Source organism: Aeromonas sp. R10-1, assembly GCF_040908465.1.
Lineage (GTDB): Bacteria > Pseudomonadota > Gammaproteobacteria > Enterobacterales > Aeromonadaceae > Aeromonas > Aeromonas caviae.
In genome coordinates this window covers 66,103-90,247 of record NZ_JBFODT010000033.1, presented here as the reverse complement: position 1 = coordinate 90,247, position 24,145 = coordinate 66,103, and the positions used below count along the sequence as shown (strand labels likewise).

Annotated in this window: 26 protein-coding genes and 1 pseudogene; 14 read left to right on the top strand and 13 right to left on the bottom strand. The window is 58.8% G+C overall.

Translation table 11 applies throughout. The features are described 5' to 3' along the window. Positions 1-54 precede the first annotated feature (54 nt). Together AB5Y93_RS16400 and AB5Y93_RS16395 are read left to right on the top strand one after the other, a co-directional pair. Positions 55-202 (top strand): annotated as a pseudogene (locus AB5Y93_RS16400) (transcriptional regulator); the annotation flags it as partial. A 406-nt stretch (positions 203-608) separates the two neighbouring features. After that, positions 609-2,624: an AAA family ATPase gene (locus tag AB5Y93_RS16395; protein WP_368229850.1), complete on the top strand. Its 2,016-nt coding sequence runs from the start codon at positions 609-611 to the stop codon at positions 2,622-2,624. Between the two features lie 230 nt (positions 2,625-2,854). Here the strand turns inward: AB5Y93_RS16395 and AB5Y93_RS16390 are convergent, their stop codons facing one another. The 8 genes from AB5Y93_RS16390 to AB5Y93_RS16355 form a co-directional block, all read right to left on the bottom strand. Then, positions 2,855-5,110 carry a replication endonuclease gene (locus AB5Y93_RS16390; RefSeq protein WP_368229849.1) on the bottom strand — a complete coding sequence of 752 codons (2,256 nt, stop codon included), beginning with the start codon at positions 5,108-5,110 and terminating at the stop codon, positions 2,855-2,857. Beyond that, positions 5,107-5,364, bottom strand: coding sequence for a hypothetical protein (locus AB5Y93_RS16385; protein WP_368229848.1), 258 nt, complete (start codon positions 5,362-5,364; stop codon positions 5,107-5,109). The genes AB5Y93_RS16390 and AB5Y93_RS16385 overlap by 4 nt, the downstream gene beginning before the upstream one ends. Then, the gene (locus AB5Y93_RS16380) at positions 5,361-5,816 is read right to left on the bottom strand and encodes a hypothetical protein (protein WP_368229847.1); all 456 of its coding nucleotides are present in this window, start codon (positions 5,814-5,816) and stop codon (positions 5,361-5,363) included. The genes AB5Y93_RS16385 and AB5Y93_RS16380 overlap by 4 nt, the downstream gene beginning before the upstream one ends. Positions 5,817-6,000: 184 nt before the next feature. Continuing rightward, on the bottom strand, positions 6,001-6,261 hold the full coding sequence (locus AB5Y93_RS16375) for a DNA-binding transcriptional regulator (RefSeq protein ID WP_045526461.1): 261 nt from the start codon (positions 6,259-6,261) through the stop codon (positions 6,001-6,003). 2 nt (positions 6,262-6,263) lie between these two features. Then, complete coding sequence (locus AB5Y93_RS16370; protein WP_368229846.1) at positions 6,264-6,452, bottom strand: hypothetical protein; 189 nt, start codon at positions 6,450-6,452, stop codon at positions 6,264-6,266. Positions 6,453-6,519: 67 nt separating this feature from the next. Next, positions 6,520-6,975, bottom strand: coding sequence for a hypothetical protein (locus AB5Y93_RS16365; RefSeq protein ID WP_368229845.1), 456 nt, complete (start codon positions 6,973-6,975; stop codon positions 6,520-6,522). A 13-nt stretch (positions 6,976-6,988) separates the two neighbouring features. After that, a complete protein-coding gene (locus AB5Y93_RS16360; RefSeq protein WP_368229881.1) occupies positions 6,989-7,504 on the bottom strand; it encodes a phage regulatory CII family protein in 516 nt (171 codons plus the stop codon). A gap of 49 nt (positions 7,505-7,553) precedes the next feature. After that, complete coding sequence (locus tag AB5Y93_RS16355) at positions 7,554-7,871, bottom strand: Cox family DNA-binding protein (protein WP_368229844.1); 318 nt, start codon at positions 7,869-7,871, stop codon at positions 7,554-7,556. A 160-nt stretch (positions 7,872-8,031) separates the two neighbouring features. Between AB5Y93_RS16355 and AB5Y93_RS16350 the strand changes: the two genes are divergently transcribed. After that, positions 8,032-8,280 carry a transcriptional regulator gene (locus tag AB5Y93_RS16350; protein ID WP_368229843.1) on the top strand — a complete coding sequence of 83 codons (249 nt, stop codon included), beginning with the start codon at positions 8,032-8,034 and terminating at the stop codon, positions 8,278-8,280. Positions 8,281-8,367: 87 nt separating this feature from the next. Continuing rightward, positions 8,368-9,369 (top strand): tyrosine-type recombinase/integrase, encoded by a 1,002-nt coding sequence (locus AB5Y93_RS16345; RefSeq protein ID WP_368229842.1) that lies wholly within the window; start codon positions 8,368-8,370, stop codon positions 9,367-9,369. Positions 9,370-9,604: 235 nt separating this feature from the next. Here the strand turns inward: AB5Y93_RS16345 and pfkA are convergent, their stop codons facing one another. The 3 genes from pfkA to elyC form a co-directional block, all read right to left on the bottom strand. Beyond that, on the bottom strand, positions 9,605-10,576 hold the full coding sequence (pfkA, locus tag AB5Y93_RS16340; protein ID WP_010674852.1) for a 6-phosphofructokinase: 972 nt from the start codon (positions 10,574-10,576) through the stop codon (positions 9,605-9,607). Positions 10,577-10,719: 143 nt separating this feature from the next. Next, positions 10,720-11,475 carry a triose-phosphate isomerase gene (gene tpiA / locus AB5Y93_RS16335; RefSeq protein WP_029314576.1) on the bottom strand — a complete coding sequence of 252 codons (756 nt, stop codon included), beginning with the start codon at positions 11,473-11,475 and terminating at the stop codon, positions 10,720-10,722. A gap of 135 nt (positions 11,476-11,610) precedes the next feature. Next, positions 11,611-12,396, bottom strand: a complete 786-nt coding sequence (gene elyC / locus AB5Y93_RS16330) for an envelope biogenesis factor ElyC (RefSeq protein ID WP_043156258.1) — start codon at positions 12,394-12,396, stop codon at positions 11,611-11,613. A gap of 128 nt (positions 12,397-12,524) precedes the next feature. On the opposite strand from elyC, the gene cmoM reads away from it, so the two are divergent. The 10 genes from cmoM to AB5Y93_RS16280 all read left to right on the top strand — a co-directional run bounded on the left by cmoM (position 12,525) and on the right by AB5Y93_RS16280 (position 23,145). Continuing rightward, positions 12,525-13,301: a tRNA uridine 5-oxyacetic acid(34) methyltransferase CmoM gene (gene cmoM / locus AB5Y93_RS16325; protein ID WP_039040723.1), complete on the top strand. Its 777-nt coding sequence runs from the start codon at positions 12,525-12,527 to the stop codon at positions 13,299-13,301. A gap of 114 nt (positions 13,302-13,415) precedes the next feature. Then, the gene (gene mukF / locus AB5Y93_RS16320; protein ID WP_042863922.1) at positions 13,416-14,735 is read left to right on the top strand and encodes a chromosome partition protein MukF; all 1,320 of its coding nucleotides are present in this window, start codon (positions 13,416-13,418) and stop codon (positions 14,733-14,735) included. Next, complete coding sequence (gene mukE, locus AB5Y93_RS16315; protein ID WP_029314572.1) at positions 14,716-15,453, top strand: chromosome partition protein MukE; 738 nt, start codon at positions 14,716-14,718, stop codon at positions 15,451-15,453. The genes mukF and mukE overlap by 20 nt, the downstream gene beginning before the upstream one ends. Before the next feature lie 45 nt (positions 15,454-15,498). Further along, positions 15,499-19,926 carry a chromosome partition protein MukB gene (mukB, locus tag AB5Y93_RS16310; RefSeq protein WP_368229841.1) on the top strand — a complete coding sequence of 1,476 codons (4,428 nt, stop codon included), beginning with the start codon at positions 15,499-15,501 and terminating at the stop codon, positions 19,924-19,926. 150 nt (positions 19,927-20,076) lie between these two features. Then, positions 20,077-20,463 (top strand): septal ring lytic transglycosylase RlpA family protein, encoded by a 387-nt coding sequence (locus tag AB5Y93_RS16305; RefSeq protein ID WP_043156536.1) that lies wholly within the window; start codon positions 20,077-20,079, stop codon positions 20,461-20,463. Between the two features lie 288 nt (positions 20,464-20,751). Further along, positions 20,752-21,225, top strand: a complete 474-nt coding sequence (locus tag AB5Y93_RS16300; protein ID WP_041215097.1) for a cupin domain-containing protein — start codon at positions 20,752-20,754, stop codon at positions 21,223-21,225. A 16-nt stretch (positions 21,226-21,241) separates the two neighbouring features. Next, positions 21,242-21,727: a GNAT family N-acetyltransferase gene (locus AB5Y93_RS16295; protein ID WP_368229840.1), complete on the top strand. Its 486-nt coding sequence runs from the start codon at positions 21,242-21,244 to the stop codon at positions 21,725-21,727. A gap of 265 nt (positions 21,728-21,992) precedes the next feature. Then, a complete protein-coding gene (locus AB5Y93_RS16290) occupies positions 21,993-22,301 on the top strand; it encodes a putative quinol monooxygenase (RefSeq protein WP_368229839.1) in 309 nt (102 codons plus the stop codon). A gap of 92 nt (positions 22,302-22,393) precedes the next feature. Then, a complete protein-coding gene (locus AB5Y93_RS16285; protein WP_319885851.1) occupies positions 22,394-22,615 on the top strand; it encodes a hypothetical protein in 222 nt (73 codons plus the stop codon). 38 nt (positions 22,616-22,653) lie between these two features. Continuing rightward, positions 22,654-23,145 (top strand): histidine phosphatase family protein, encoded by a 492-nt coding sequence (locus AB5Y93_RS16280; RefSeq protein ID WP_368229838.1) that lies wholly within the window; start codon positions 22,654-22,656, stop codon positions 23,143-23,145. A gap of 68 nt (positions 23,146-23,213) precedes the next feature. Here the strand turns inward: AB5Y93_RS16280 and AB5Y93_RS16275 are convergent, their stop codons facing one another. Then, positions 23,214-23,792, bottom strand: coding sequence for a hypothetical protein (locus AB5Y93_RS16275; protein ID WP_368229837.1), 579 nt, complete (start codon positions 23,790-23,792; stop codon positions 23,214-23,216). A 121-nt stretch (positions 23,793-23,913) separates the two neighbouring features. Beyond that, a complete protein-coding gene (locus tag AB5Y93_RS16270; RefSeq protein ID WP_039040737.1) occupies positions 23,914-24,117 on the bottom strand; it encodes a hypothetical protein in 204 nt (67 codons plus the stop codon). Between the last annotated feature and the right edge of the window lie 28 nt (positions 24,118-24,145).

Sequence of the window (24,145 nt, the reverse complement as noted above, 5' to 3'; positions counted from 1 at the left end):
GCGCGTGAGTTGTGTCCGGTCACGCAGGAAGAGGAGGGCTTAAGCGTGTTGCCGTGTACCGATGAGAAGTTTGGCCAGATCTGGGTGACTACCTTATCATTTACCCACACCGAGTATGTCAGCCAAGACCACGAATCAGTTGGTGTTGAGCTTGATGGGCTCGCTGACGCCTGAGGGGCGGCAGTTGGTACTCGAAGGTTAGCATTCCCAGCTGTTTACTTCTTTCGCTTTATAGTACGCCATACGCCATACGCCATACGCCATACGCCATACGCCATACGCCACAAGGTACAGACCAGTATCGGTCGCAACTACCTATCTTTTTCATTTCCTAAGTTTTGCTGACCAAAGAAAAGTTGTTCGACAGTTAATCTATCACTCACTAACGCGGTCAACGTTTGATATCCTACTCATCCGGCCCTCAAAGTTCTAAACGCAACCGAGGTGTGTCTGATAATTACTGTATCTTCAATACAATTAAAAACAACATGCGAGGAGCTGAAACCTCGTGCGGTAGCAATGTTACTTTCTGAGAGACGAATGGTACCTAGTGTTGTGGATGTTATATCGCTATTAGTCTAGAGAGATTTTATAAATCAGGAGGGGAAATGAGACTAACAAGAGCTAAGGTAGAAAATTATAGAAGCATAATTGATACCGGTGAATTTGATATTGAACATCTAAAAACAATATTGGTTGGGCCGAATGAATCAGGTAAGACTGTATTGCTTCGTGCACTTCAGCAATTAAAGAAACCCAAGGATGTCGAAGGGTTTGATGCTCTTAGAGACTATCCTAGATCCAGGTATAACGATATTACTACCGGTCAAGTTAGTGTGGATGATGTTACAGTAGTTACTGGGTATTTTGAGCTTGAGGACGAGGATAAAGCCGTAATTCCTTCTGAGTTCCACAATTGCAAATACAAACTATATCGTAACTTAAATAATAAGGGCTACCATTCGTTAATTGATGCCCCAGATAAAATAACATACCAAAGCATCAATAAAAGCTTGAATCGTATGGCGTTACATATGGATAAGCAATATGAAAAATTAGAGCAAGGGGAGGAAGGGACTAAACCATCTTCTGCACTAGAAATAATAGTGTCTAGTTGGACTGGTTCTACTTTTATATCAAATGGTAATGCAAAACAATTAAGTGAGTGGTTGAAAAAACACTTAGAGTTTGTTGACGAAGGCAATAAAAATGAAGAGGCAAGATATGATGATTTGCTGGCTGCCACTAATTTCAATGAAAATTATGATAGCGTTTTAAAAAAACTTGAGGAGCGCACGCCTGTTTTCATTTTGTTTAATAACTATTTTAAAGTAAAGCCATCAATTCACTTGGAACATCTTGCACAAAGAGTTGAGAGTGATATTTTGGATGATAAATACTATGATTATGGGAACTTGTGTCTACTAAAATTACTCGGATTTACTCCTCGTGAACTAGCAAATTTAGGCTCAACGCCAAGTCCAAATATACATGATGTTGCTGCTCTAAGGACTTATCGAGACAACCTGGATTCTAGAACGTACCAGTTAAATGCCGCAAGTGTAAAACTCACAAAAGAGATTAGAGCAGTATGGATGCCGAACCCTGATAGACCAGAGGCAGACAAACTAAAAGTTACTGCTGATGGCCAATATCTGAAAGTAGTGGTTGAAGATGATCTTGGCGTTGAAGTAGAACTAGACCAGAGGTCGGAAGGTTTTCAGTGGTTGGTCTCATTTTTCGTAGTATTTTTTGCTGAAGCCATGGATAAACATAAAAATGCAATTTTACTTCTAGATGAGCCAGGAATGAGTTTACATGCTCTGAAACAAAGAGATTTCAGGGAAACAATTTCGCGGTTATCAAAGGCCAATCAAACACTTTTCTCAACCCACTCACCATTTCTTGTTGGCCCAGATGAGTTAGATATTGTTCGAGTAGTGGAAATGAAGACTCGTGAAGCAGGAACAAAAGTTCATACTACTTTATCTTCAGAAGATCCTGCGGGAATGCTTCCATTGCAAGAAGCGCTTGGTTATGATCTTGCAAATAGTTTATTTTCCCAACAGCGAAACTTAATATTAGAGGGGATAACAGATTATTGGTATGTTGAGGCAACTTCCGAACTACTTAAAGCAGCCGGCAAGCCATATATAAACAACAAAGTAGCGCTAGTTTTTGCTAATACAGCAGGAAAAGTAGTTTATTACGCTACAATACTGCATGCACACAACTTAAAGGTTGCAGCAATACTGGATTCTGACAATGCAGGTGACCAGGCGGCTCAACAAGAAAGTCTCGTTCACACATTAGGGAATAAAAATATTCTTCGTACAAAAGATTATTGTGATGTACCGAAAGCAGAGATAGAAGACATATTACGAACCACTCTCGTTGACATAGTCAAATCAGAGTATAATATTGACCTTGTGCAAAAGGCAAAGGAACAATTTAAAAGGCCGATCGCAGAGTTGTTTTCAAGTGAAATAAAAGGGTTCTCGAAATATGATCTGGCTAAGGCGTATATTCGCTGGACAAGGAGTCATACTGCTGCTGACTTATATTTTGAAGAGGTTTCACAATGGGGTAAGTTAATTGAGGCTATTAACAAAGCATTGAAGTGAAAGTGATGGGAACGTAAAAAATCTTGGATGAGAACAAAGTGGGACTGCGAAAACCACGGACTGCTGCTTACCTAGCAGCAGTCCTATCCACAAGATGGTTTTGCCGGGTGACCAGCACTGCTGAAAGATGTAAGTCACCCTGTTATCCAAGTGGCGATAGCCTTTACTGCCAGACGGTTTGGGTGCTGGCGTCCTTGGGATTATGGTTCACCTTATACTTTCTACATTGGTTAGCTGTAGTCTTCCTGTTCTTGCATCCACTCCGGTATATCTATCCCCTCCAGTACTCGCCACATTTCTGACTGGTATGGTTCAGGTAGCATCGCTATCCAGTTGCATGTACCAGCATGCCCCTTTATCTGGTACACCTTGCCGCATAGCTCAACCAGAATCGGCCATTCTTGGTCACCGTCCGGAATCGCGTATTCATCCCTATCGGCCTGCTCTGCTGACGGCTGGCCATCGGGCTCCCAATCAGGCTCACTCGGGAGTGCTTTGCTCGACTGCAGCTGGCCGTTCTCAAGCCAGAGGGTGAAACCGTCCGTGCAGACACTGGCGCCATCCCGTAAACGGTCGATGGAGAAGGGTGATAACCCCCATTGTTCCCTCATGATCTGGTCTGCGAAGGCATCAGGATCTGGCCGCGTACAGTTATTGTCAGAGCTCCAAGGAGCCGGGCTGTCGCCCGACTTAACCCCAACCCCCCAAACCGAACCCTCGGCGGCCTTGGTGGCTTCGAAGGTACCGGCAGGTACCACTTCCCACCCAGTCAAACGGGTGCGCACACCCAGCCGGGAGGTGTGCAGGCCCATCAGGCGCTTGATGTCTTCACCGTAAGCGTTGGCCTGCTCCTCGATGAGGTGGGCCAACTTGATGGGGTGTTCGGAGCGAGTCGCCAGGGCGCCGCCCATGGCCTGCAGGTAGCAGCGGAAGATGCCGTTATCCGCGGCAAAGCGGGCGGCCTCAAAGCGTGGGTCTTGCAGCACCGGTTTAGGTGGGCCCACGAGATCACCATGCTTCTTGGCGTTGCTGATGCGGCGCAGCTCGCGCCAGACCCCGACAGGGGCGCCGCCGATCTGCTGGAAGGTGCGGATCCCCCACCAACTGGCCCAAGCGCATGCATGTTGAGCCCCTTGATCAGCTGGGGTGTCAGACTCCTGATCACCATCCACATGCTCACCGTCGATGTTCTTGGCGATATAGGCGGCAATGTAGCCGGTGGCGTCGCCCTTGGCCGGGTCTATCTCCTTCCAGTCAAAACGGGGTTTTATGTCAGTGAAGGGGGGGCGCCCCTGGATTTCGCGCACCAGCTCCTGATGATCATCGGTGAGGGCATAGCGTTGCAGGGTGCTGATCACCCGCCATTTGTTGGCTGGGCGCATAAAGAGCAGCATGTGCCAGTGCGGGGTACCGTCGTGATGTGGTTCGCACACCCGAAAGCCGTAGACGGGGGCATCGGCCCGCTTGAGCGCGGCCCGGGTCAGGCTCCACAGCTTGGCCAAATAGGCGCAGGTTTCGCGCGGCGTAGCCCCTTCATAGCGCTTGTTCTCTACGGTCTTGCCGTCGTGCTTCTGTGTCCAGGCATGAAAGCGGGAAGGGGCCGTCCAGGTGAAGAAGACCCCCACATGCCCTTGCTCTTCGGCGTAATCCTCAAAGCCGCGCATCCGCACCATCATCTCGTTGCGGCGGTTGACTGGGTTGGCGTGGCTGGCTTCCCAGCAATCCTTCATCGAGATCACCAGATCATACTGCTTGTTCATCACCTCAGACTCGGCCAACCAGCGCATCATGGCCCGCTTGCGCTCGCGCACCACCTTCATGGTGGCGTTCGACACATACGCCGACACTCCCTTGCGCACCTTGCCGAGCACAATGTTGATGTGCTCCTGCAGTCTGTCCCAGGTGCGGTTGATGCGCTTTTCCCACCACTTGGCAGAGAGCAGGCGCACCATCACACTCAGGATCCAGTTATCACGCACCTCCTCGGTTTTGAATTCGGGTAGCTCCCCAATAAAACCCCACTGGTCTGCAGGCTGGCGGATGACCTCCCATGCCTGCAGCAGATCCGGCTCATCGCCGGCCTTGATGCCCTGCTCTATGTTGTGCCAGATGGCGGCCGTCTGGTTGGCGAACTTGTGCGCCAGCCGCTTGCGGCTCTCTTCATCGCGCAGGGCCTGCGGATCCACTGGCAGGGTCTGGATAAGGCTGCGCACCAGCTTGGTCCGCTCACGAAGCCAGATGTTGCCATTGCGGGCATGGCGGGTGCTGCCATCTTTGCGGCGTCGCACGTATTGCTTGAACAGGGTCAAGCTGAGCTGAGGGGAGAGGCCATCGAGCAGTTGCACGGCCCACGCCAGATCAGATTGACCGGGTGTGCCAACGAAAGCGGCGTCAAGATTGACGCCGGGCAGAGCATTGGAAAGGGTATCGATACGCTGCCGCAGCGTCCTTTTCGACAGCGGCAACCGGGTGGCTGTTCGACTCATTGTATGGCGGTACCGGACAACAAGGTAATGCGGGATTGGCAGCCTTGGATGGTCTGCTGCGCATGGGCTTTCATGCGGCGAGCTGCCGCACACTGGCGCAGCAGTAGCGTGATACTGGCCCGGGGGCGGGCAGGCAGCCGGCGCGCATTGGCCAGCTCCTTCTGATAAAGACGCAGCCGCGCTGCGTCTTCCCGATAGGTCTCTTGCCAACGGTGCATCAGGCTGGCCAGTTCCTGCTGCAGGTGATGAGTCATTGGATCACCTCACCTTGTCCGTGCAGTGGGGCGCACTCGTGCCACCAGTCGCCGATTTCCCTGGCTAGGGCAGTTTCACCCTGGCCCAGTGCCAGCCAATAGACGGATCGCACGGCCCCGAGCGCCAGCAGCTCCCGGGAGATGTCTCTATCCCCCCTGGCCTCGCCTCCGGCGGCGATAAACTCGGCGCGGGCTGCCAGCCAGTGAGTGACCAACGGGCCATGAGTTGGGGTCATGGCTGGCCCCTCTTCGTCATCGTCCTCACCGCTGTCGTCATCCAGCAGGGCGGCCGGATTGCAGGTGGCGACCAGTTGGAGCTGGATGTATTGCTGGCCGGAGTAAATCCCGCCCAGGGCGATGCGGTTATCTTCGGCATTGGCGGCGAACATGTCGGCCAGCAACCCCTCGACGAGCTTGGGGGCATGACGGGCAATCTTGATGGCGTCGCTCATGGGCAGGTCCTCCGGTTCAAGCTGACAAAGAGCTGGTGCCAGCCCTGGCTGGTTTTGCCCTGGGCACGCAGGTTGCGTCCTTCCGGTCCCCGCAAACGCACACGGGTTAATCTGGCGAGGTTAAGGGGCAGCTCTGCCGCTCGGGCCAGTGCCTCCTGTTCCGATACGGGATGAAAGATCCGGCTCATGCCAGCACCTCCGGCGTGGCGATGCCAGTCAGCAGCCAGTCGCAGTGATGTTTCAGCTCCGGGTGATTTGCTATCAGTAGGAACAATCCGCCGCCGATCTCGCGGTATCCCAGCTCGTAGTTCTTGAGCGTGGTGGGCGGAATGCCGAGCTGATCGGCAAACTTGGGGCGGCTCAGCTTCAACTGTTCCCGCAACTGGCGCAGTCGCTTGGCTGCATGGTGATTGAGCAGATTGATCTGGGTTGGTTGTGTGTGCATGGTCAGGCTCCTTGTGAAAGAGTGCAGGGGGTGATGCGGCTGAACAGAGAAGCCCAAGCCAGTGCGGTGGTGCGTTCCATAAGCGCAATCCCGTCAGGATGTTGGCTAAGACGGGTGCCATAGCGGCCCATTAGCTTGCGTTGCTGGATGCGAAGGTTGCGCAGGGCGCAGGGGATCGCTAAAGTTGCCATGTCGACTTCCTCATACGTTGTTGATAGAAGGCCCGCTTGGAGTTGCTGCTCCGTAATGCGGGCTTTTTTATTGCCCGATTGGTCGCGGGCCTTGTTTGCACATCTCACGGCCAGCCAGCACCGCATTCTTCATTCGCAGGCGGGCGGCTCTCTCTTTCTTCTCTCGCTCGATATCTCCCATGGCTCTGGTGGTGGGGGCGGGGTGCCATGCTTTCGTGTCACAGCCGCAGCGGAACAACTTCTGATAATCCAGGGCGATAACGGCTAACCGGATCGCTTCACGTTGCTGGTGTGGTAACGCCGACAGGGTGGCGTGCATCAGGGAATCTCTCGGCTGGCGAGCGATGGTCAAGATGGCGGTTTTCTGTGTGGTGTCGATCGCTAGCCAATCAACGTTCAGGCTGGAGCTCGTCTTGCCAAACAGCTCTCTCAGTAGCATGCAGCCGGCAGTATTCAGGGCGACCTGTTCTGATGGCGTCAGGCCAGCGAGATTTCGTTGTTCGGTGTTGAGGTGTGGTTGCATGGGGTTGTCTCCCTTACATGGTTGCGGCTTGCAGCAGAATGTCTGAGGCGCAGGCCAGGGTCGGCACCGCTTGGAAGCGGGCCTCGATGTCATGGATCAAGATGGCGAGTGACCCCATGGCCGAGGTGGCCACGCTCACCAGGGTGTTGCGCTCGGAGCGTGTAATGCGGCCCCGGTCGGTTAGCTCCAGTGCCCGCTGACCAATGCTGGCCACCTTGGCGTTGAGGTCGATCGCCTGATGGGGCAGGGAAGGGGCTCGTTCTGTCTGGGGGATGGCTACAGCTGTCAGGCCGCAGCAGAGCAGGGCCCCGTCAAACAGGGTTTCGTCACCGTCGCAGGCATGGGTGAGGGCAATCAGCTCGGCGACAGTCAGCTCATGAGGTTGCTCTGGGTTCAACTTGTTGCACAGGGTCTGTGGATTCATGCCGATGGAGCGTGCGATCTCAGCCACGCTTCCCTTGTGTGTCTCAGCAAATCGCTGGCAGGCGCTGACCCAGTGCGGATGTGTGCTGGCCCAATCGACATACATGTCTTTCATCCCTCGCCCCCTTATCGTGTCTGCAGGTTATCGCGATGGGTCACACACTCAGCCCCAGCCATGTGAGCCAACCATCTCGGATCTCCTTGGGACGACTCTCAAAGGCCAGCTTCATACCCGCGTTCCATGCGGGAAGGTAGATGTAACGCTCGGCGCGTACGCCCCCCGGCTTTTTCATCTCGACATAGGGCACCTTGCCGTCATCAACCATGTCCTTGACGGCGCCGTTTGATTTACCGAGTTCCAGAGCAAACAGCTCTTGGGTGATCACATCCGAGCGAGAACTAACCAGAAATGGGATCTCGGATGCCTTTTTCGATTCGGTGGTTTTTGGCTCGGTACTGGCTGTGCGTCTCATCTGGTATTCTTCCTCGTTGGCTGCTTGCAGCGGCTTGCGGCTGCCTTTGCCTAACCTTATCGAGCAATGGCGGCTCCCATTGGCGTTAGATTTACTCAATAGGATAATTATGTCAACTCCGATAGGACAAAAGTTTGTATTGATGCGGGAGTCTGAGCGGATGAACCGAAAAGTTTTTTCAGAAGCAGTAGGTGTTCCTTACGGAACAATCGCGGGATATGAAAATCAGGGGAAAGAGCCTGGAATGGGTGCGTTAGTAAAAATCCTCTCTCATCCTACATTCGCTAAGTATCGAGATTGGTTGATGTTTGATACGACTGACCCGGCAGCCGGTCAGATTGCACCGGCTCTCGCACACTTTGGGCAAGACAAAACCGACTGTTCAGCCTCCGGCAAGCAAACTGGCTGACCTTGCACCTGGCGTTTCTCGACGCCATTGAGAACATGAGCCTGAGCCATCAGGCGAATGACGCAGTGAAAATCGGAGGGCTCTCTTATGACGATTAAGAAGCTCGATGATGGTCGCTACGAAGTGGACGTAAGACCGCAGGGCCGCAACGGAAAGCGAGTCCGGCGCAAATTTGACAAGAAGCACGAGGCGACAGCTTTTGAGCGGTATGTGCTGGCCAATCAGCATGACAAGGCCTGGCTGGATAAGCCGAAGGATGCCCGACCTCTGGCAGAGCTGATCCGACTCTGGTGGGCCTATCACGGCCAACATGCGAAGTGGGGGGAACGAAACAAGCTGGTGCTTGAACGAATGGATCAGGAGATGGGTTCTTTACGAGCCTGCGAGCTCGATGAGTTACACATTGCTGCCTATCGTACCCAGCGGTTGATGTCTGGTTGTAAAGCCAGCACGGTGAACCGCGAAGTCACTTGCCTTAGCGGTATGTTCACCTTCTTGATCAACGCCAAGTTGTACCAGGAAGAGAATCGGGTGGGCAGGGTTGGTAAGTTGAAGACGGTCCCTACGGCGATGAGCTATCTCACCTTGGTGGAGATCCATACCTTGCTGGCGACTCTGACGGGGGATGATCTGAAAATCGTGGTGTTTTGCCTCAACACTGGAGCTCGCTGGAGCGAGGCGGCAGAGCTGCGGGCCGAGCACGTGATCAACCAGCGGGCGATGTTTGTTGAGACGAAGAACGGGCGTTCACGGGTGGTACCGCTCTCTGCGGAAGTGGAGCAGTTCATTTCCGGCGTGGACAAGGGGCTGCTGTTTCCCGACGCAGATTACACGCAGATCAGGCTGGCAATCAAAGCGGCTAAGCCGCAGATCCCGAAGGGGCAGGCACTGCACATTTTGCGACATACCTATGCCACTCATTTCATGATCAATGGCGGCAATATTATCGCGCTGCAGCGAATTCTGGGGCACGCAAGTATCCAGCAGACGATGACGTATGCCCATTTCGCGCCTGACTACCTACAAGATGCAGTGGCGCTGAACCCGTTACGGGGTGGGGTAGGGGTTTCACCCGAACAAGCAGTGTAATAGCTGAATAAACCGGGGCCCAGGAGGCCCCATTGTTACAAATCAATAAGGAGTTGGTATGACCTGGTGGACGCAGCAGGCACAAAAATGTGTCCACATTTAGTCCACACAGTGGCACTCAACAGCTACTTACAGCACCTTGTAACCCAGTAAATACGGGGGATCACTTTTACAGCCCAACCGTGTAGGGATAAAAAAACCCTCCAGAGGAGGGTTTTTTGTCAGACCACAGCCCTTAGAACAGGGTGGTGGAGAGATCGTACAGCTCCTGGTTGAACGGGCGCTTCAGGTTCTCGATGCAGTCGATGATGTCGTGGTGCACCATCTCGTTGCCCTGAATGCCGACGCAGCGGCCACCCTGGCCCGCCAGCAGTTGCTCGACGGCGAAGGCACCCATGCGGCTGGACATGATACGGTCACGGGCAGTGGGAGAACCGCCACGCTGGATGTGACCCAGGATGGTGGCGCGGGTTTCGCGGCCGGTCATGGCCTCGATGTCTTTTGCCAGGGCGTTGACGTCGGTGACATGCTCGCAGATGGTGATGATGGCGTGCTTCTTGCCCTTGGCTTCCCCTTCCTTGATCTGTTGCAGCAGCTTCTCCTTGTCGAAGGCCACTTCCGGCACGATCACGTATTCGGCACCACCGGCAACGGCGGCAGACATGGCCAGATCGCCGCAGTGGCGGCCCATGATCTCGACCACGGAGATGCGGTGGTGGGAGCTGCAGGTGTCGCGCAGGCGGTCAATGGCGTCAACCACCACGTTCAGGGCGGTGTCAAAGCCGATGGTGAAGTCGGTACCGGCGATGTCGTTGTCGATGGTGCCCGGCAGGCCGATGCAGGGGAAGCCCTCTTCGGTCAGCTTCTTGGCACCCATGTAGGAGCCGTCACCGCCGATGACCACCAGGGCATCGATGCCGTGTTTCTTCAGGTTTTCGACCGCTTCGGCACGGACTTTCGGATCCTTGAAGGCGGGGAAACGGGCGGAGCCGAGGAATGTACCGCCACGGTTCACGACGTCGGAGACGCTGTGACGCTCGAGCTTGACGATACGGTCCTGGTGCAGACCGAGGTAGCCATCATAGATGCCGTAAACTTCCAGGCCATGATGCAGACCGGCGCGCACCACGGCGCGGATGGCTGCGTTCATACCCGGTGCGTCACCACCACTGGTCAAAACACCAATACGTTTGATTTGTTTGGTCATGAGTGCCTCTGGATCTGAGTTGTCGAAAATCAAGATTCTGAAAAATACGGCTGGCCGCTTTTACTATATCGGCTTTCCTATGGCGAGAGGGTCCATAGGAAAGCGATATGCAAAGAGGGGCGGGGCCCCTCTTTGCTTGGCGCTTACTTGGCGGCGCCAGCGATGATCTGGGAGAAGTCGTCCACTTTCAGGGACGCGCCACCCACCAGGCCACCGTCGATGTCCGGCTGGCCGAACAGGTCGGCAGCGGTGGCGCCAGTCACGGAGCCGCCGTACAGGATCTGTACCTTGGCAGCCACGGCTGCATCAAAACCGGCCAGGTATTGACGGATGTGAGCATGCACGGATTGTGCGATCTCCGGGGTGGCGGTCTTGCCGGTGCCGATGGCCCATACCGGCTCGTAAGCGATGACGGCGTTCTCGAAGGAGGCGATGCCGCAGCGATCGATCACGGCCTTGAGCTGGGTCTCGACCACCTGGTTGGTGGTACCGGCTTCGAACTGGGCCAGGGTTTCACCGATGCACAGCACGGGGATCAGGCCGCCCTTCTGGATGGCTTCGTACTTGGCAGCCACCACGTCGTCGGTCTCTGCGTGCAGGGTACGACGCTCGCTGTGACCGACCAGGGAGTAGGTGCAGCCGAAGGCTTTGAGCATGGAGGGGGCGTTTTCGCCGGTGAAGGCGCCGGACTCGTGAACGTCGGCGTTCTGGGCACCGTAGGCGATCTTGCTGCCAGCGGTCAGCTGTTCAACCAGACCCAAAAAGATAACCGGCGGGCAGACGGCCACTTGCACGGAAGGATGAGCGGCAGCGGCCGGGGTCAGTCCTTTGATCAGGGCTTCTACAGAAGCCTTGGTGCCGTTCAGTTTCCAGTTACCCATTACCAGGTGCTGTCTCATCTTCTATATCTCCTAGGCATTTGATTGCGCAACATTATATGAATTGAACCGAGCCCAAGATAGCTGACCCGGCGGCAAATGACGTAATTTTTTTTCGCTTTCCTGATCCAAATCAGGAATGCAAGGCGCGATTGCTCACTCGGTGACCTGCCCACGCAAACGGGCCCACCATACCCCAATCCACTCGTGAATGGCAGCCTCGGAATACATCAGATAACGCCCCTTGGGGAGGTAGCTGTAGAGGGGTTGCGGCTCCTGACTCTGCTTGGCGGTGTAATCGGTGGGAGCCGGCACCGCATCGAGTCCCTGACTGCGATAGAGGGCCATGGCCCGGGGCAGGTGGGTGGCAGAACTCACCAGCGCCACCCGCTTGCCGTTGAGGTGGGCGGCGATGCTGACCGCCTCGTCATGGGTGTCTTTGTTGTTTTCAAACAACGTCATGCGCGCGCGCGGGATGCCAAGGCTTTCCGCCATGCGGGCGTTGACCTCGGCGTTCGACAGGGGATCCCCGGCCACGGCACCGGAGAAGACCAGCTCGGCCTCTGGATAGGCCAGGGCCAGGCGAACCCCTTCCAGGGTGCGCGCCAGGGAGATGTTGTTTTGCCAGGCGCGCTCTGGGATGGCCGGATCGCTCACATGACCGTTGCCCAGCACGACGATGGCCTGGATGTCAGGATGCTGGCTCACCTCGAAGGGGGGATAGGTCTGCTCCAGGCTGCGGGCCAGCTCGTAGCTCACCGGCCGCGTCCCCATCAGGGCGATGATCACCAAGGAGAGGGTCGCCAGCAGCCTGCCGCTTTTTTGAAAGCGGGTGAACCAGAGCAGCACGAGCGCCAGCACCAACAAGGAGAGAGAGAAGGGGAGCGGCATCAGCAGATGGCCCAGCCATTTCTTGATGACAAAGAAGTTGAGCTCGAACACGACAGACACGTCCTTGAGTTTTCAGCAAATTCGGGATGTGACAGAATACCCCTCTTTTTTCCTGTGGCCCAATTCTGTGTGGTTCCTCCTGCGGCCCTCATGGCGGGGCGGTCGAAGATGAGTGTGTTTTGAAGCAAGATCAGAGTTTTGACGGGCGCGCGGACAAGTTCGCTCGCAACATTTACGACTCCACCAAGGGGCGCATTCGCACCACCATTGTCTGGAGTGACATCGAAGCCTGCCTGGCGCGCCTGGGCAACCGGCCGCTGCGCATCCTGGATGCCGGCGGCGGCTTTGGCTACTTCGCCCAGAAACTGGCGGCCATGGGCCATCAGGTGGAGCTGTGCGATTTGTCGGCAGAAATGCTGGATCTGGCCCGGGAGCAGATCGCCCAGAAGGGGTTGGAAGACAGAATTCGTCTCATCCATTGCCCCATTCAGGATCTCAAGCACCAGGTGACCGGCACCTTCGATCTGGTGCTCTGTCACGCGGTACTGGAGTGGCTCGCCGAGCCGCGCCAGACCTTGCTGGGTCTGTTCCCTTTCGTCAAGGCAGGGGGCATACTGTCGCTGCTTTTTTACAATCGTCACGGCCTCCTGTTCCAGAGCCTGGTGGTGGGCAATTTCGACTATGTGCGCCTGGGCCTTCGCAAGAAACGCCAGACAGCCCTGACTCCCACCAATCCCCAGTTGCCGGAGCAGGTCTATGACTGGATAGGTCGGGGGGGATTGCGGATCATCGGCAAGACCGGGGTGCGCGTCATCCACGACTACATGCGCCACAAGCAGGATCAGGTCGAGAAGTTCGAGGACCTGCTGGCCATGGAGCAGCAATATTGCCGCCAGGAGCCCTTTGTTTCCCTGGGGCGCTACATCCATGTGATGGCCCAGAAACCGGCCGGTTGAGACACACCGGCGTGAATACGATGCGGGATCCAGCCGCCGGGGCGCCACCGACCCCGGCCTATATCACCACGGCGGGCAAAGACCTGCCGACTATAACAACGAGATGATAACGTCATGATGAGTACATCCCGTACCCTGCCAGAGACGGTGGGATGGGTCAGACAGGAGGGGTTGGCGCTGAACCTCCCCACCGACAGGCTGGCCTTTCTGATAGCGATCAAGACGCTCTCCGAGGACGAGTCTGATCTCTCGGAGGCCGCGCTGCACGATGCCTTTGGCTATGTCAGCAGTGCCTTCGGCCAGATGGACGAGACCCTCACCGGTCGCGCCAACAACGCCATCAACGATCTCATTCGCCAGCAACTGCTGTCGCGTTTCACCACCGACATGGTGGCGGGGGAGAGCCTCTACCGCCTGTCGCGCCTTGGCATGAGCATCGTCGATTTCTTCATGGATCAGCGCCAGGTGGACTCCATCAAGCTCTCCATCCTGCTCGAGCACCTGGCGGCCGAGCTCGACACCGCCCGCAAGGCGGCGCTCGAGACCAACACCCGGGAGCAGTGGGACGCCGAGGTGCTGCCGCGCCTCTCCTTCTCCCTGGAAGAGACGCTCGGGCGCATCGATCTCACCCAGCGCGCCATGGACGAGCAGCAAAACCAGGTCAAGAGCGAGATCGCGGCCCTGCTGACCCAGAACTGGGTCGATGCCATCCACAGCTGCGAGAAGCTCCTGCACGAGACCGGCCAGACCCTGCGCGAGTTGCAGGACACCCTGGACGCCGCCGGCCACCGCCTGCAGGCGGGGCTGCTCAACATTCAGGAAGCGGCCCAGGGGCGTGAGGATCTGTTCCACGTAGAAGAGCTGACCCACGCCCTGCAGGGGCGTCTGGACGTCATCACCGCGTGGGGCCAGCAGTGCATCGAGCTCTGGTCCCGTTATGACAGGCACGTCCACAAGTTCATCCGCAACGCCATCGACATGGACAAGAACCGCGCCTTCAGCCAGCGGCTGCGGGAATCCATCCGCAACTTCGAGCAGCACAGCTGGTTGTTGCGGGTGGCCGAAGAGCCCCGTTTGCTGGAGCTGCGGGATGAAACCATCGCCATCCACGACGAGGAGGTGACCGGCGAGGTGCCCCTCGAGATGGAGTATGTGGAGATGGTGGACATCAACCAGGAGCTGGCGGAGCGCATCGAGCGCTACCTGGCCCGCTACCCGGAGCAGGGAGATCGGCTGGATCTTGCCGACGTGCTGCGGGAATACCTGCTGGATTACCCGGCCCATGCCCACTTCGACGTGGCGCGCCTCCTGATCGATCAGGCCGTGCGTCTCGGCCATGCCAGCGGTGAGCGCGAGCACCACCGCCAACCCGCATGGAAACCCATCAACCAAGCTGGATCCAAGGTTCAGGCCTATGTCATCGATCAATACTGAATTCCCCTTGCCCCTGCGTCTCGCAGAGGCCATCGCCAACCCCTTGTTTCCGCGCATCGATACCGCCCTGCGCTCCGGTCGCCACATCAGTGCCGACGAATTCGAGCAGCACTCTGCCCTGGTGGAGTACCACCAGGAGCTGGAGATCTTCTACGGCCGCTATCAGGTGGAACTCATCAAGGCGCCGGAAGGCTTCTTCTACCTGCGTCCGCGCCCGAGCGCCGACATCGGAACAACAGTGTTATCTGAGCTCGATATGCTGGTGGGCAAGGTGCTCTGCTACCTGTTCCTGAGCCCGGACAGGCTCGCCTCTGAAGGGGTGTTCGCCATGGGCGAGCTGCAAGAAGAGGTGCTGAGTCTGGCGGACGAGAAGCAACTGCTGCGCATGGTCAACAGCCGCTCCGGCGGCACTGATCTCGACAAGAAGAAGCTCCTCGAGAAGATCCGCACCTCCATGCGTCGCCTCAAACGCCTCGGGATGATCACCCCCCTTGGCAACAGCGACAAATTCCGGGTCAACGAGTCCGTATTCCGCTTCGCCGCCGATGTGCGCTCCGACGAGGATCCCCGTGCTGTGCAACTGCGGATGATCCAGGAAGGGGAGGCCATTTTCCACGACGACGAGATGCCGAGCAGCGATTCCCTGTTCGAGGATATTGAAGAGGATCTGGACGAAGAGCAGCTGGAGCTGGAGGTGGAAGATGATCTGCAACGTTAATGTGCCGGCACTGATGGTGTCTGCCGGTTTGATGGAGAGTGTGGCGTGAGAGGCAAATTCAAATCCCTGACCATGGTCAACTGGAACGGCTTCTTCGCCCGCACCTTCGATCTCGACCAGCTGGTCACGACCCTGTCCGGCGGCAACGGCGCGGGCAAGTCCACCACCATGGCGGCCTTTATAGCGGCCCTCATTCCCGACCAGTCACTGCTCCACTTCCGAAACACCACGGAGGCGGGTTCCAGCAGTGCCTCCCGCGACAAGGGGCTTTACGGCAAGCTGCAGCGTGGCCACTGCTATTCGCTGCTGGAAGTGATGAACAGCCGCGAGCAGCGGATCTGGGTCGGCGTGCACCTGGAGCAGGTGGCCAACCGTGACAACAAGGTCAACATCACCCCGTTCGCCCTGGTGGATGTGCCCGAGCACCTGGCGCCCACGGATCTGCTGCTGGAGAAGCTCGATGACGGCAAGGGCCGGGTACGTGCCTTCGCCGATCTGAAAGGGGCGGCAGCGGAGCTTGGCGCCATCAAGGTCGCCAAGTTCAATACGGTGACCGATTATCACAACTTCATGTTCGAGTTCGGCATCACCCCGAAGAAGCTGCGGGATCAAAAGGATCGCGGCAAGTTCTATCGCCTGATCGAAGCCTCCCTCTACGGCGGTATTTCGTCTTCCATCAGCCGCTCCTTGCGTGAATACCTGCTGCCGGAGAACTCCGGGGTGCGCAAGGCGTTCCAGGACATGGAGGCGGCCATCTACGAGAACCGCCGCACCCTGGAAGCCATCAAGGAGACCCAGGGTCAGCGGGATCTCTTCAAGAACCTGATCACCGAGACCACCCACTATGTGGCCGCAGAGTATGTGCGAGGCGCCGCCGAGAAGAGCCGCCTCTCCGAGCTGGCCCTCAAGGCACGCTCTGAGCTCGCCGGCAAACGCCGCCTGCTGGCCGAGGAGAAGCAGCGCGCCATCTATCTGGCGGACGAGGTGGATCAGCTCACCAACCGCGAGAAGCTCCTGACCGACGAGCTGGAGTCCGCCGCCGAGCACCTGGCCAAGGTGATGGCGGCCGTGGCGCTGCAAAAGAAGATTGCCCTCTACCGCGCCGATCTGGCGGAGCTCAACGACAAGCTCGAGCAGCAGCAGGCGGTGGTGGAAGAGATCCATGGCCAGTTGCTGGAAGTGGAGGAGCGCAAGGAGCTGGCCCAGGCAGAGGTGGACAGCCTCAAGACCCAGCTCGCCGACTACCAGCAGGCGCTCGATATCCAGCAGACCCGCGCCATCCAGTACCGTCAGGCGGTGCAGGCCCTGGAAAACGCCCGCGAGCAGTGCGAGCTGCCGGGGCTCGAGCCTGCGCAGGCGAGCGACACCCTGCATCAGTTCCGCGCAGCCGAGCAGAGCTTGACCAGCCGGGTGCTGGGGGCCGAGCAGCAGTTGGCGCTGGCCAAGGCGGCGGTGGCCGAACACGAAGCGGCGCTGGCGCTGCTGCTCAGCATCGCACCCGAGACAGTGCGCGAGGCCGCCTGGCCCACCGCGCAGGGGTTGCTCAAGCGCCACATCGAAGACAAGGCCCGCATTGCCCAGGGGCAGGGTCTGCGCGTCGCCCTGGCTCGCCTCGAGAAAGAGAGCGAAAGCCAGAAGACGCTCTTGCGGCTGCGAGACGAGCTGGCCCAGGCGTCTGGTCAGCACATTGCCAGCCAGGACGAGCTGGAGATCTTCCTCGAAGCCCAGCGCACCCGCCAGGAGGAGCTCTCCGAGCAGCAGGCAGAGGCCAATCAGCGCTGCGCCAGCCTCGAGCATCAGGGCACTCAGCTGGGTCGCGATATCGCGGAACTGACCAAGCTGGCCCCGCGCTGGCTCAAATCCTTTGAAAAACTCGAGCAACTGCGCGAGCAGAGTGGCTTGGCCTTGGCCACCGCCGAAGAACTCTCTTCCGGCATGCAGAGCGTGCTCGACAAGGAGCGGGAGTTCGAGCAGGAGAGCAACCGCATTCAGGGCCAGAAACAGGCGCTGGAGATGCAAATTCGCAACCTGCAGCTGGGTGCCGGCGAGGCGGATCCGCGTCTTGCCCGCATCGCCGAGCAGGTGGGGGGCGTGCTGCTCTCGGACGTCTATGACGACATCTCCATCGATGATGCCCCTTACTACTCCGCACTCTACGGCCCGGCTCGCAGCGCCCTGGTGGTGCTCGACCTCGAAGGCGCCATCGAGCGGCTGAAAAAGCTGGAAGATTGCCCGGAAGATATCTACCTCATCCAGGGCAACCCAGACTCCTTTGACGAGGATCTGGTGGAAGCGGATGAGCTGGGGGACGCCGTGCTGGTGCGCACCAGCAAGCGTCAGGTGCGCTTCTCCCGCTACCCCGAGCTGCCGCTGTTTGGCCGCGCCGCCCGGGAAAAACGGATCGAGCAGCTCGATCTTGAGCGGGAAAACCTCATCGAGGGCTACGCCAAGGCCGCCTTCGAGCAGCAGAAGTACCACCGTCTCTACGGCCACTTCCGCGACTTTATCGGTCAGCATCTGGATATCGCCTTCCGCCCGGACCCCGAAGCCGAGGTGCAGGCCAAACAGCACGAGCAGCGTAAGCTGCAAGAAACCATCGCCGAGTGCAACAAGCAGCTGAGTGATGCCAAAGCAGCCGCCGCCCAGCTGACCCGCCATATCCAGCTGGTGCAGGGGATGCTGCCCTTTGCCCACCTGTTTGCCGAGGCAGACCTGGCGGCCCGCCTCGAGGCGGCTCATGCCGACGTCGAGGCCCTTAAAACAGCCGAAGCCTTTATCGCCAGGCACGGCAAGGCGTTGGAAAAACTGGACACCATGGTGCAGGTGCTGCGCCAGGATCCCCAGGATCTGGCGGCCCTGCAGGCGGCCTTTGACGAGGTGAGCGACCTGCTGGCCGAGCAGAAGCGCCGCTGCTACGCCCTCGATCAGCTGGTGGCCCGTCTGCCGCACTTTGCCTATCAGGATGCGCAAGACCTGCTGGGCAAGGCGTCCGAGATGAGCGAGCGACTCAAAGAGAAGCTCAAGGCGGCGGAGCTTGCCGCCCGCACCGCCGGTGAGCAGCACAAGCAGATCACCCAGCGCCACACCGAGGCGCTGCAACTGCGCACGGCGCTCGATTCCAGCGCCTCGGCCAAGGGCCAGACCCTGGCGGAGTTCGAGCAGGAGCTGGCGGCCATGGGGCTGACCCTGTCGGATGACATGGAAGAGAAGGCCCGTGCCCACAAGAAAGAGATTGAAGAGCTGCTTATCCGCACCCGGACCCGCCGCACCAGCGCCGAGGCCCAGTTGCAGGTGTGCAAGCGCGAAATCGAATCCCTTGGCGGTCGTCTCAAGCTTGAAGGCAAGGATTACTACAGCGCCCGCAAATCCCTGGTGGGTCACAAGGCGAGCTGGTCGCGGGTGGTGCGTCTGGCACGGGAGACCGACGTCGAGAAGCGTCTGAACAAGCGCGAGCTGGCTTATCTTGACAGCGACGAGCTGCGCTCCATGTCGGACAAGGCCCTCGGCGCCCTGCGGGTGGCGGTGGCCCACGACGAGGCCCTGCGTGATGCGCTGCGTCTGTCGGAAGGCAACCGCAGCACCGAGCAGAAGGTCGCCTTCTACGTGCAGGTCTACCGTTACCTGAAAGATCGCATCCGCAACGACATCATCCGCTCGGACGATCCGGTGGAAGCCATCGAGGAGATGGAGATCGAGCTGGCGCGCCTCGCCGATGAGCTCAAGCAGCGGGAAACCCATCTGTCGCTCTCCTCCCACGAGGTGGCGGCCAAGATCACCAACATCATCCGCCGGGAGCAGAACCGCATCCGGGTATTGAACCAGGGCCTGCAGAACATCGCCTTTGGTCTGGTGCGCGGGGTGCGTCTCAACGTCAATATCCGCGAAGCCCACACTCGCCTCCTGACCGCACTCGCCGATCAGAGCGCCATGCACAACGATCTCTTCGCCGACAAGGAGCTCAGCTTCTCCGAGGCCATGGCCAAGCTCTTCCAGCGTCTCAATCCGCAGGTGGAGCAGGGGGAGCGCAACTATCAGGTGATGGGGGACGTGCTGCTGGATTATCGCAACTACCTGGAGCTGGAGATCGAGGTGCAGCGCGGGGCCGACGGCTGGCTGCGGGCCGAGAGCGGCGCCCTCTCCACCGGCGAGGCGATCGGCACCGGTCAGGCCATCCTCTTGATGGTGCTGATCAGCTGGGAGGAGGAGTCCCGCCGTCTGCGCGGCAAGGACATCGCTCCCTGCCGCCTGTTGTTCCTGGACGAAGCGGCGCGGCTTGATGGCAAATCCATCGCCACCCTGTTCGAGCTGTGCGAGCGCCAGGACATGCAGCTACTTATCGCGGCGCCGGAGAACATCAGCCCCGAGAAGGGCACTACCTACAAGCTCATCCGCAAGGTGCAGGGCAAGCACGAACATGTGCATGTGGTGGGGCTGCGCGGCTTTGGCTTCGCCGACGACAAGCTCATCGCCTGACCCCTTCCCCTGACAGGGGCTGACGGAGCGATACGCAAAACGGGAGGCCTGGGCCTCCCGTTTTCCATGGGAAATATGAGAGAGTAGGCCCCTGTTAACGGAAGCCCGACTGGCGATGCTGGTCGCTCTGTCCCATCGAGGAAGCAACGCATGACGACGCGACAAAAAGGGCTGCTGGCCTCCCTGTGCCTGCTGCTGGCGGCCTGCAGCAGCCAGCCTGATGCAGGCAGTGCGGGCAACTGGCGAGGCTATAGCGAGACGGGGCTCGCCTCCTATTACGCCGATCGCTACCACAACAAACGCACTGCCAGCGGGGAGCCTTACCAGCGCCACGCCAACACCGCCGCCCACATGACACTGCCCTTTGGCGCTCTGGTGAGGGTCACCAACCTTGCCAACGACAAGAGCGTGGTGGTGCGGGTCAACGACAGGGGTAACTTCCCCCGCGGGCGCATCATCGATCTCTCCAGGGCGGCGTTCAGCGCCATCGGCAATCCCCGATCCGGGCTTATCAAGGTCAGGATTGAGGTGCTCTAGTCACCGGGTCTGCATGTGCCGGTGCCCCTCCATACCCGGGCCGCTGGAAGAGGGCATTTCCCGGTGATCGCGGGCCATCTTCTTCATTCCATTGGTGAGGTCGCCAACGTGACTTCCCATTTTCCGGTGTGCCATTAAGATAGCCAAACGAAAATCAGGGCGTCTTTGCCATCTGGCGGCAATCGGGCATGGCATGGTGTGTGAGACACCCTTTCAACCCCCTGCCCATGTTTCGCAGCTAAGGAGCAGGCTATAAAGAGAGACGTCATTCACAGGGAGGATCAGAACATGACTGACAAGCGTGCCATTCAGGCAACGGCCATCCCCGAGCACAAGGCAAAGTCCCTCTATCCGGAGCCCTTTGCCTCCCTGGTCAAGCACCGCACCCGGCGCAGGCTGGGGGATCATTTCGGCCTTGCCAATTTCGGGGTCAACCTGACGACCCTGGCACCGGGGGCCATCTCGGCGCTCAAGCACCATCACGGCCTGCAGGACGAGTTCGTCTATGTGCTCTCGGGCAATCCCACCCTGCGCCACGGGGAGGAGGAGTACCGGATGTCGCCGGGGGAGTGCATCGGCTTCAAGGGGGGCAGCGGCCTGGCCCACCAGTTGCTCAACCACGGTGAGGTGGACGCCGTCTATCTCGAGGTGGGGGACAGGCTGCCAGGGGACACCGTCGACTATCCCGACGACGATCTGGCCCTGGTACAGGGTGCCGATGGCGCCTGGTCAGCCAGACACAAGGATGGCACCCCCTACTAGGGTGCCTCTTCGGGCAATGAGAGAGACCTCCATGGTGTTCAGCCCCTTTTCTGCTGTCAGGGCAGAGGATTTTCTGCCGCTGCTCAACGACGAGACGCTGCGAAAGCACCTGATCCCTCACCCGCTTTTCGATGTGGCCGGGGTGCGCGACTGGATGGCGTACAAGCTGGGAGTCGACGCCCTGCCAGGTTGCCGCGTGCGCGCCATCTTCCTCGACGGCACCCTGGCGGGGTGGTGCGGTATCCAGCCCGATGACGAGGGGGTGGAGCTTGCCATCGTGCTCGCCAGGGCCGGCTGGGGAAGCGGCGTGGCGATTTTCAACGAGATGATGAGGTGGGCGAGGGAGCTTGGCCATCGGACGATACTCTTTCACTTGCTGGATACCCGCCCGCCTTATCTGTCCCTCGCCAGACGGGCCATCTGGGTGAGGAAAACGCGCCTGGGCGAACACCCTTTCACCACCTATTGCCTTGACGTTGAGCGCTGGTCTGCAGGCCCTTAGACTGGACCAGGGGTCAGCAAGCCGTGCCGCCTCCTGGCGGGTCCCGTTGCCACCCTTTGCGCCATGATCCCTCCCACTCGTTTGTTCCTCCGTGCACGGCGTGGTTATCCACCCCGTTGAACACAGTGTTCATTCTGCCCCCCTATATGGCCCCCACCGTCCTGCCTACACTGGGCAACGTCTGATGGGGGCGCATCCGGCAGTATAAATCGCTGTCCAGGTTGCACTCTCTGGCGTGTTGACGATGTACAACGGAGAAAACTGGATGAAAAAAGAGACAGACAAACTGGTATCGATCGCGGTGCTCAAGGCCCGTGACGGCATGAGAGAGCGCCTTCGCGATGCCCTGCTTACCTTGATTGGTCCCACTCGCCAGGAGCCGGGCAACCTCGATTACGTGCTGTTCGAGTTGAAGGATGAACCCGGCACCTTCTACATGCGGGAAGCCTTCGTGAGTCAGGCCGCCCTGAATGCCCACTGTGAGACCGCGTATTTCCAGGCTTTCGCCCGCCAGGCGGACGAGCTGCTGGCCGAACCCCTTCGGCTTGTTTTCATGGAAGAAGTGAGCCCCTGATCCTTGCCGCAGAGCCCGATGATCCCCTCATCGGGCTTTTTGCCTTCAGCCTCGCTCCCGGCAATCGCATCTACCTGCTCGGCTGCGTGGCCATGGCCCTCAACCCCATCCTGATCAAGCGCTGCTACCGGGGGGAGTCCTTCCTCCACCTGACCGGCTGGACCCTCATCTGCGCCACTGTGCTGCTCACCGGCATGCTGACCGGGGAGACAGTACACTGGGAACAGGTAGGCTGGGGGGTAGGGGGTGTGCTGCTGACCATGATGGTCATGGTGCTGCTTCCCCTTCATGCCGGCAAACGTGGGGCGGTCTGAGGGGCTGCCTGTCGCCCTTATCAACCAGAGAGTGCGTCATGAGAAGAATCCTGATCCTGGTACGTCATGGCAAGTCGAGCTGGAAGGACGCATCTTTGTCTGACCGCGCTCGTCCGCTGGCTGCGCGCGGGCTGCGCGATGCGCCCCTGATGGGGGCTCGCCTGGCACACCTGGGGGTGAAGCCCGATCTCATCCTCTCGAGCCCCGCCTGCCGGGCCCTGACGACCGCCCGGCTGCTTGCCGGGGAGCTGGGTTATTCCCCGGACCGCATCGTCATCGACGAGGGCCTCTACGAGAGCGATGCCGGGACCCTTCTCGGGGTGGTGGGGGCGCTTTCAGATGATCTCGCCTGCGTGCTGCTGGTGGGCCATGATCCTGCCTTCACCGACCTGGCTCATGGCTTTTCCTCTGGTATCACTTGCATGCCGACCTGCGCCATCGCCCGATTCACCTTCGATGCCCCCTCCTGGTCGGCGCTCCCGTCCTGCTCGCCGGTGGTGGCCGTGCTGGACTTTCCGAAGAAGGGGTAGAGAGGCGTCGGTTGCAGGCAGAAACGACGAGGGGAGCCTCGGCTCCCCTTGTCGGGATGGTGACGGGGTCATTTGGCCGCGATGGGCCCCTTGGTGCCCGCGTCGTTGTCGACCCAGCCATCTTCTCCCTTGAGGCGGCGATCCCCCTGGATGGTGTAGATGACCATGCCCTCCTTGAACACCAGAGCGCCGTCGGATTTCCTGGCACTGACCTGCTTGTCGTTGACCCACACCTGATCCTTGTCATCGATGCGGATGTTCGCGACCGTGGCGCCCGTCTCGGGGAAGGTGGCGACCCAGTTGCCGGTGTAGGGGCTGGCGCTGGCCGCTGCGGGGGCGGCGCCAAATCCGGCGGCGGCGTTCTCGGCCTTGCTCTTGTTGATGTCACAGCCGTTGAGCTCGCTCACCTGGGTACAGCCTGAGCGCTCCAGCTTCTGCTCATAGCTCATGTTCAATCCGCCGTCGGCGGTGCCAAATCCTGCCTTGGCGTTTTCCGCCTTGCTCTTGTGAATATCGCAGCCCTGGGCTTCGGTCACCTGGGTGCAGCCGGAGCGTTCCAGCTGCTCGGCGTATTTGTGGTTGATGGCGTGAACCTGGGCGCTGCCCAACAGGGTGAGGGTCAGGATGAGCGCGGTCTGTCTGAACATGATCAATACCTCTGGCAATGGGTCATTCGGGCTTGCCGCTCCCTGGGCGGCAAGGGGCTTGCGTTGGCGAGCTGCAGCCCTATCTCACCATAGCAGGAGGGAGCGAAAGACGATGCCTGCGTCAGCTCTGGGGAATGCGGACCCCCTTGTCGAGGTAGAGGCTGCTGTAGTGGGCGCGGTGGGTGACGAACATCACCTGATGGCGACTGCCATCGGAGAGAATGATGAAATCACCGGCCTGTGCCGGGCTTTGCAGGCGGATCTCGTGTTCGGGGGCCGTCAGCTTGTCGGCCTCCTCCCGGAAGGTGAGGGTGTAGGAATACATATGGCGCTCCACCGCAGGCTCATATACA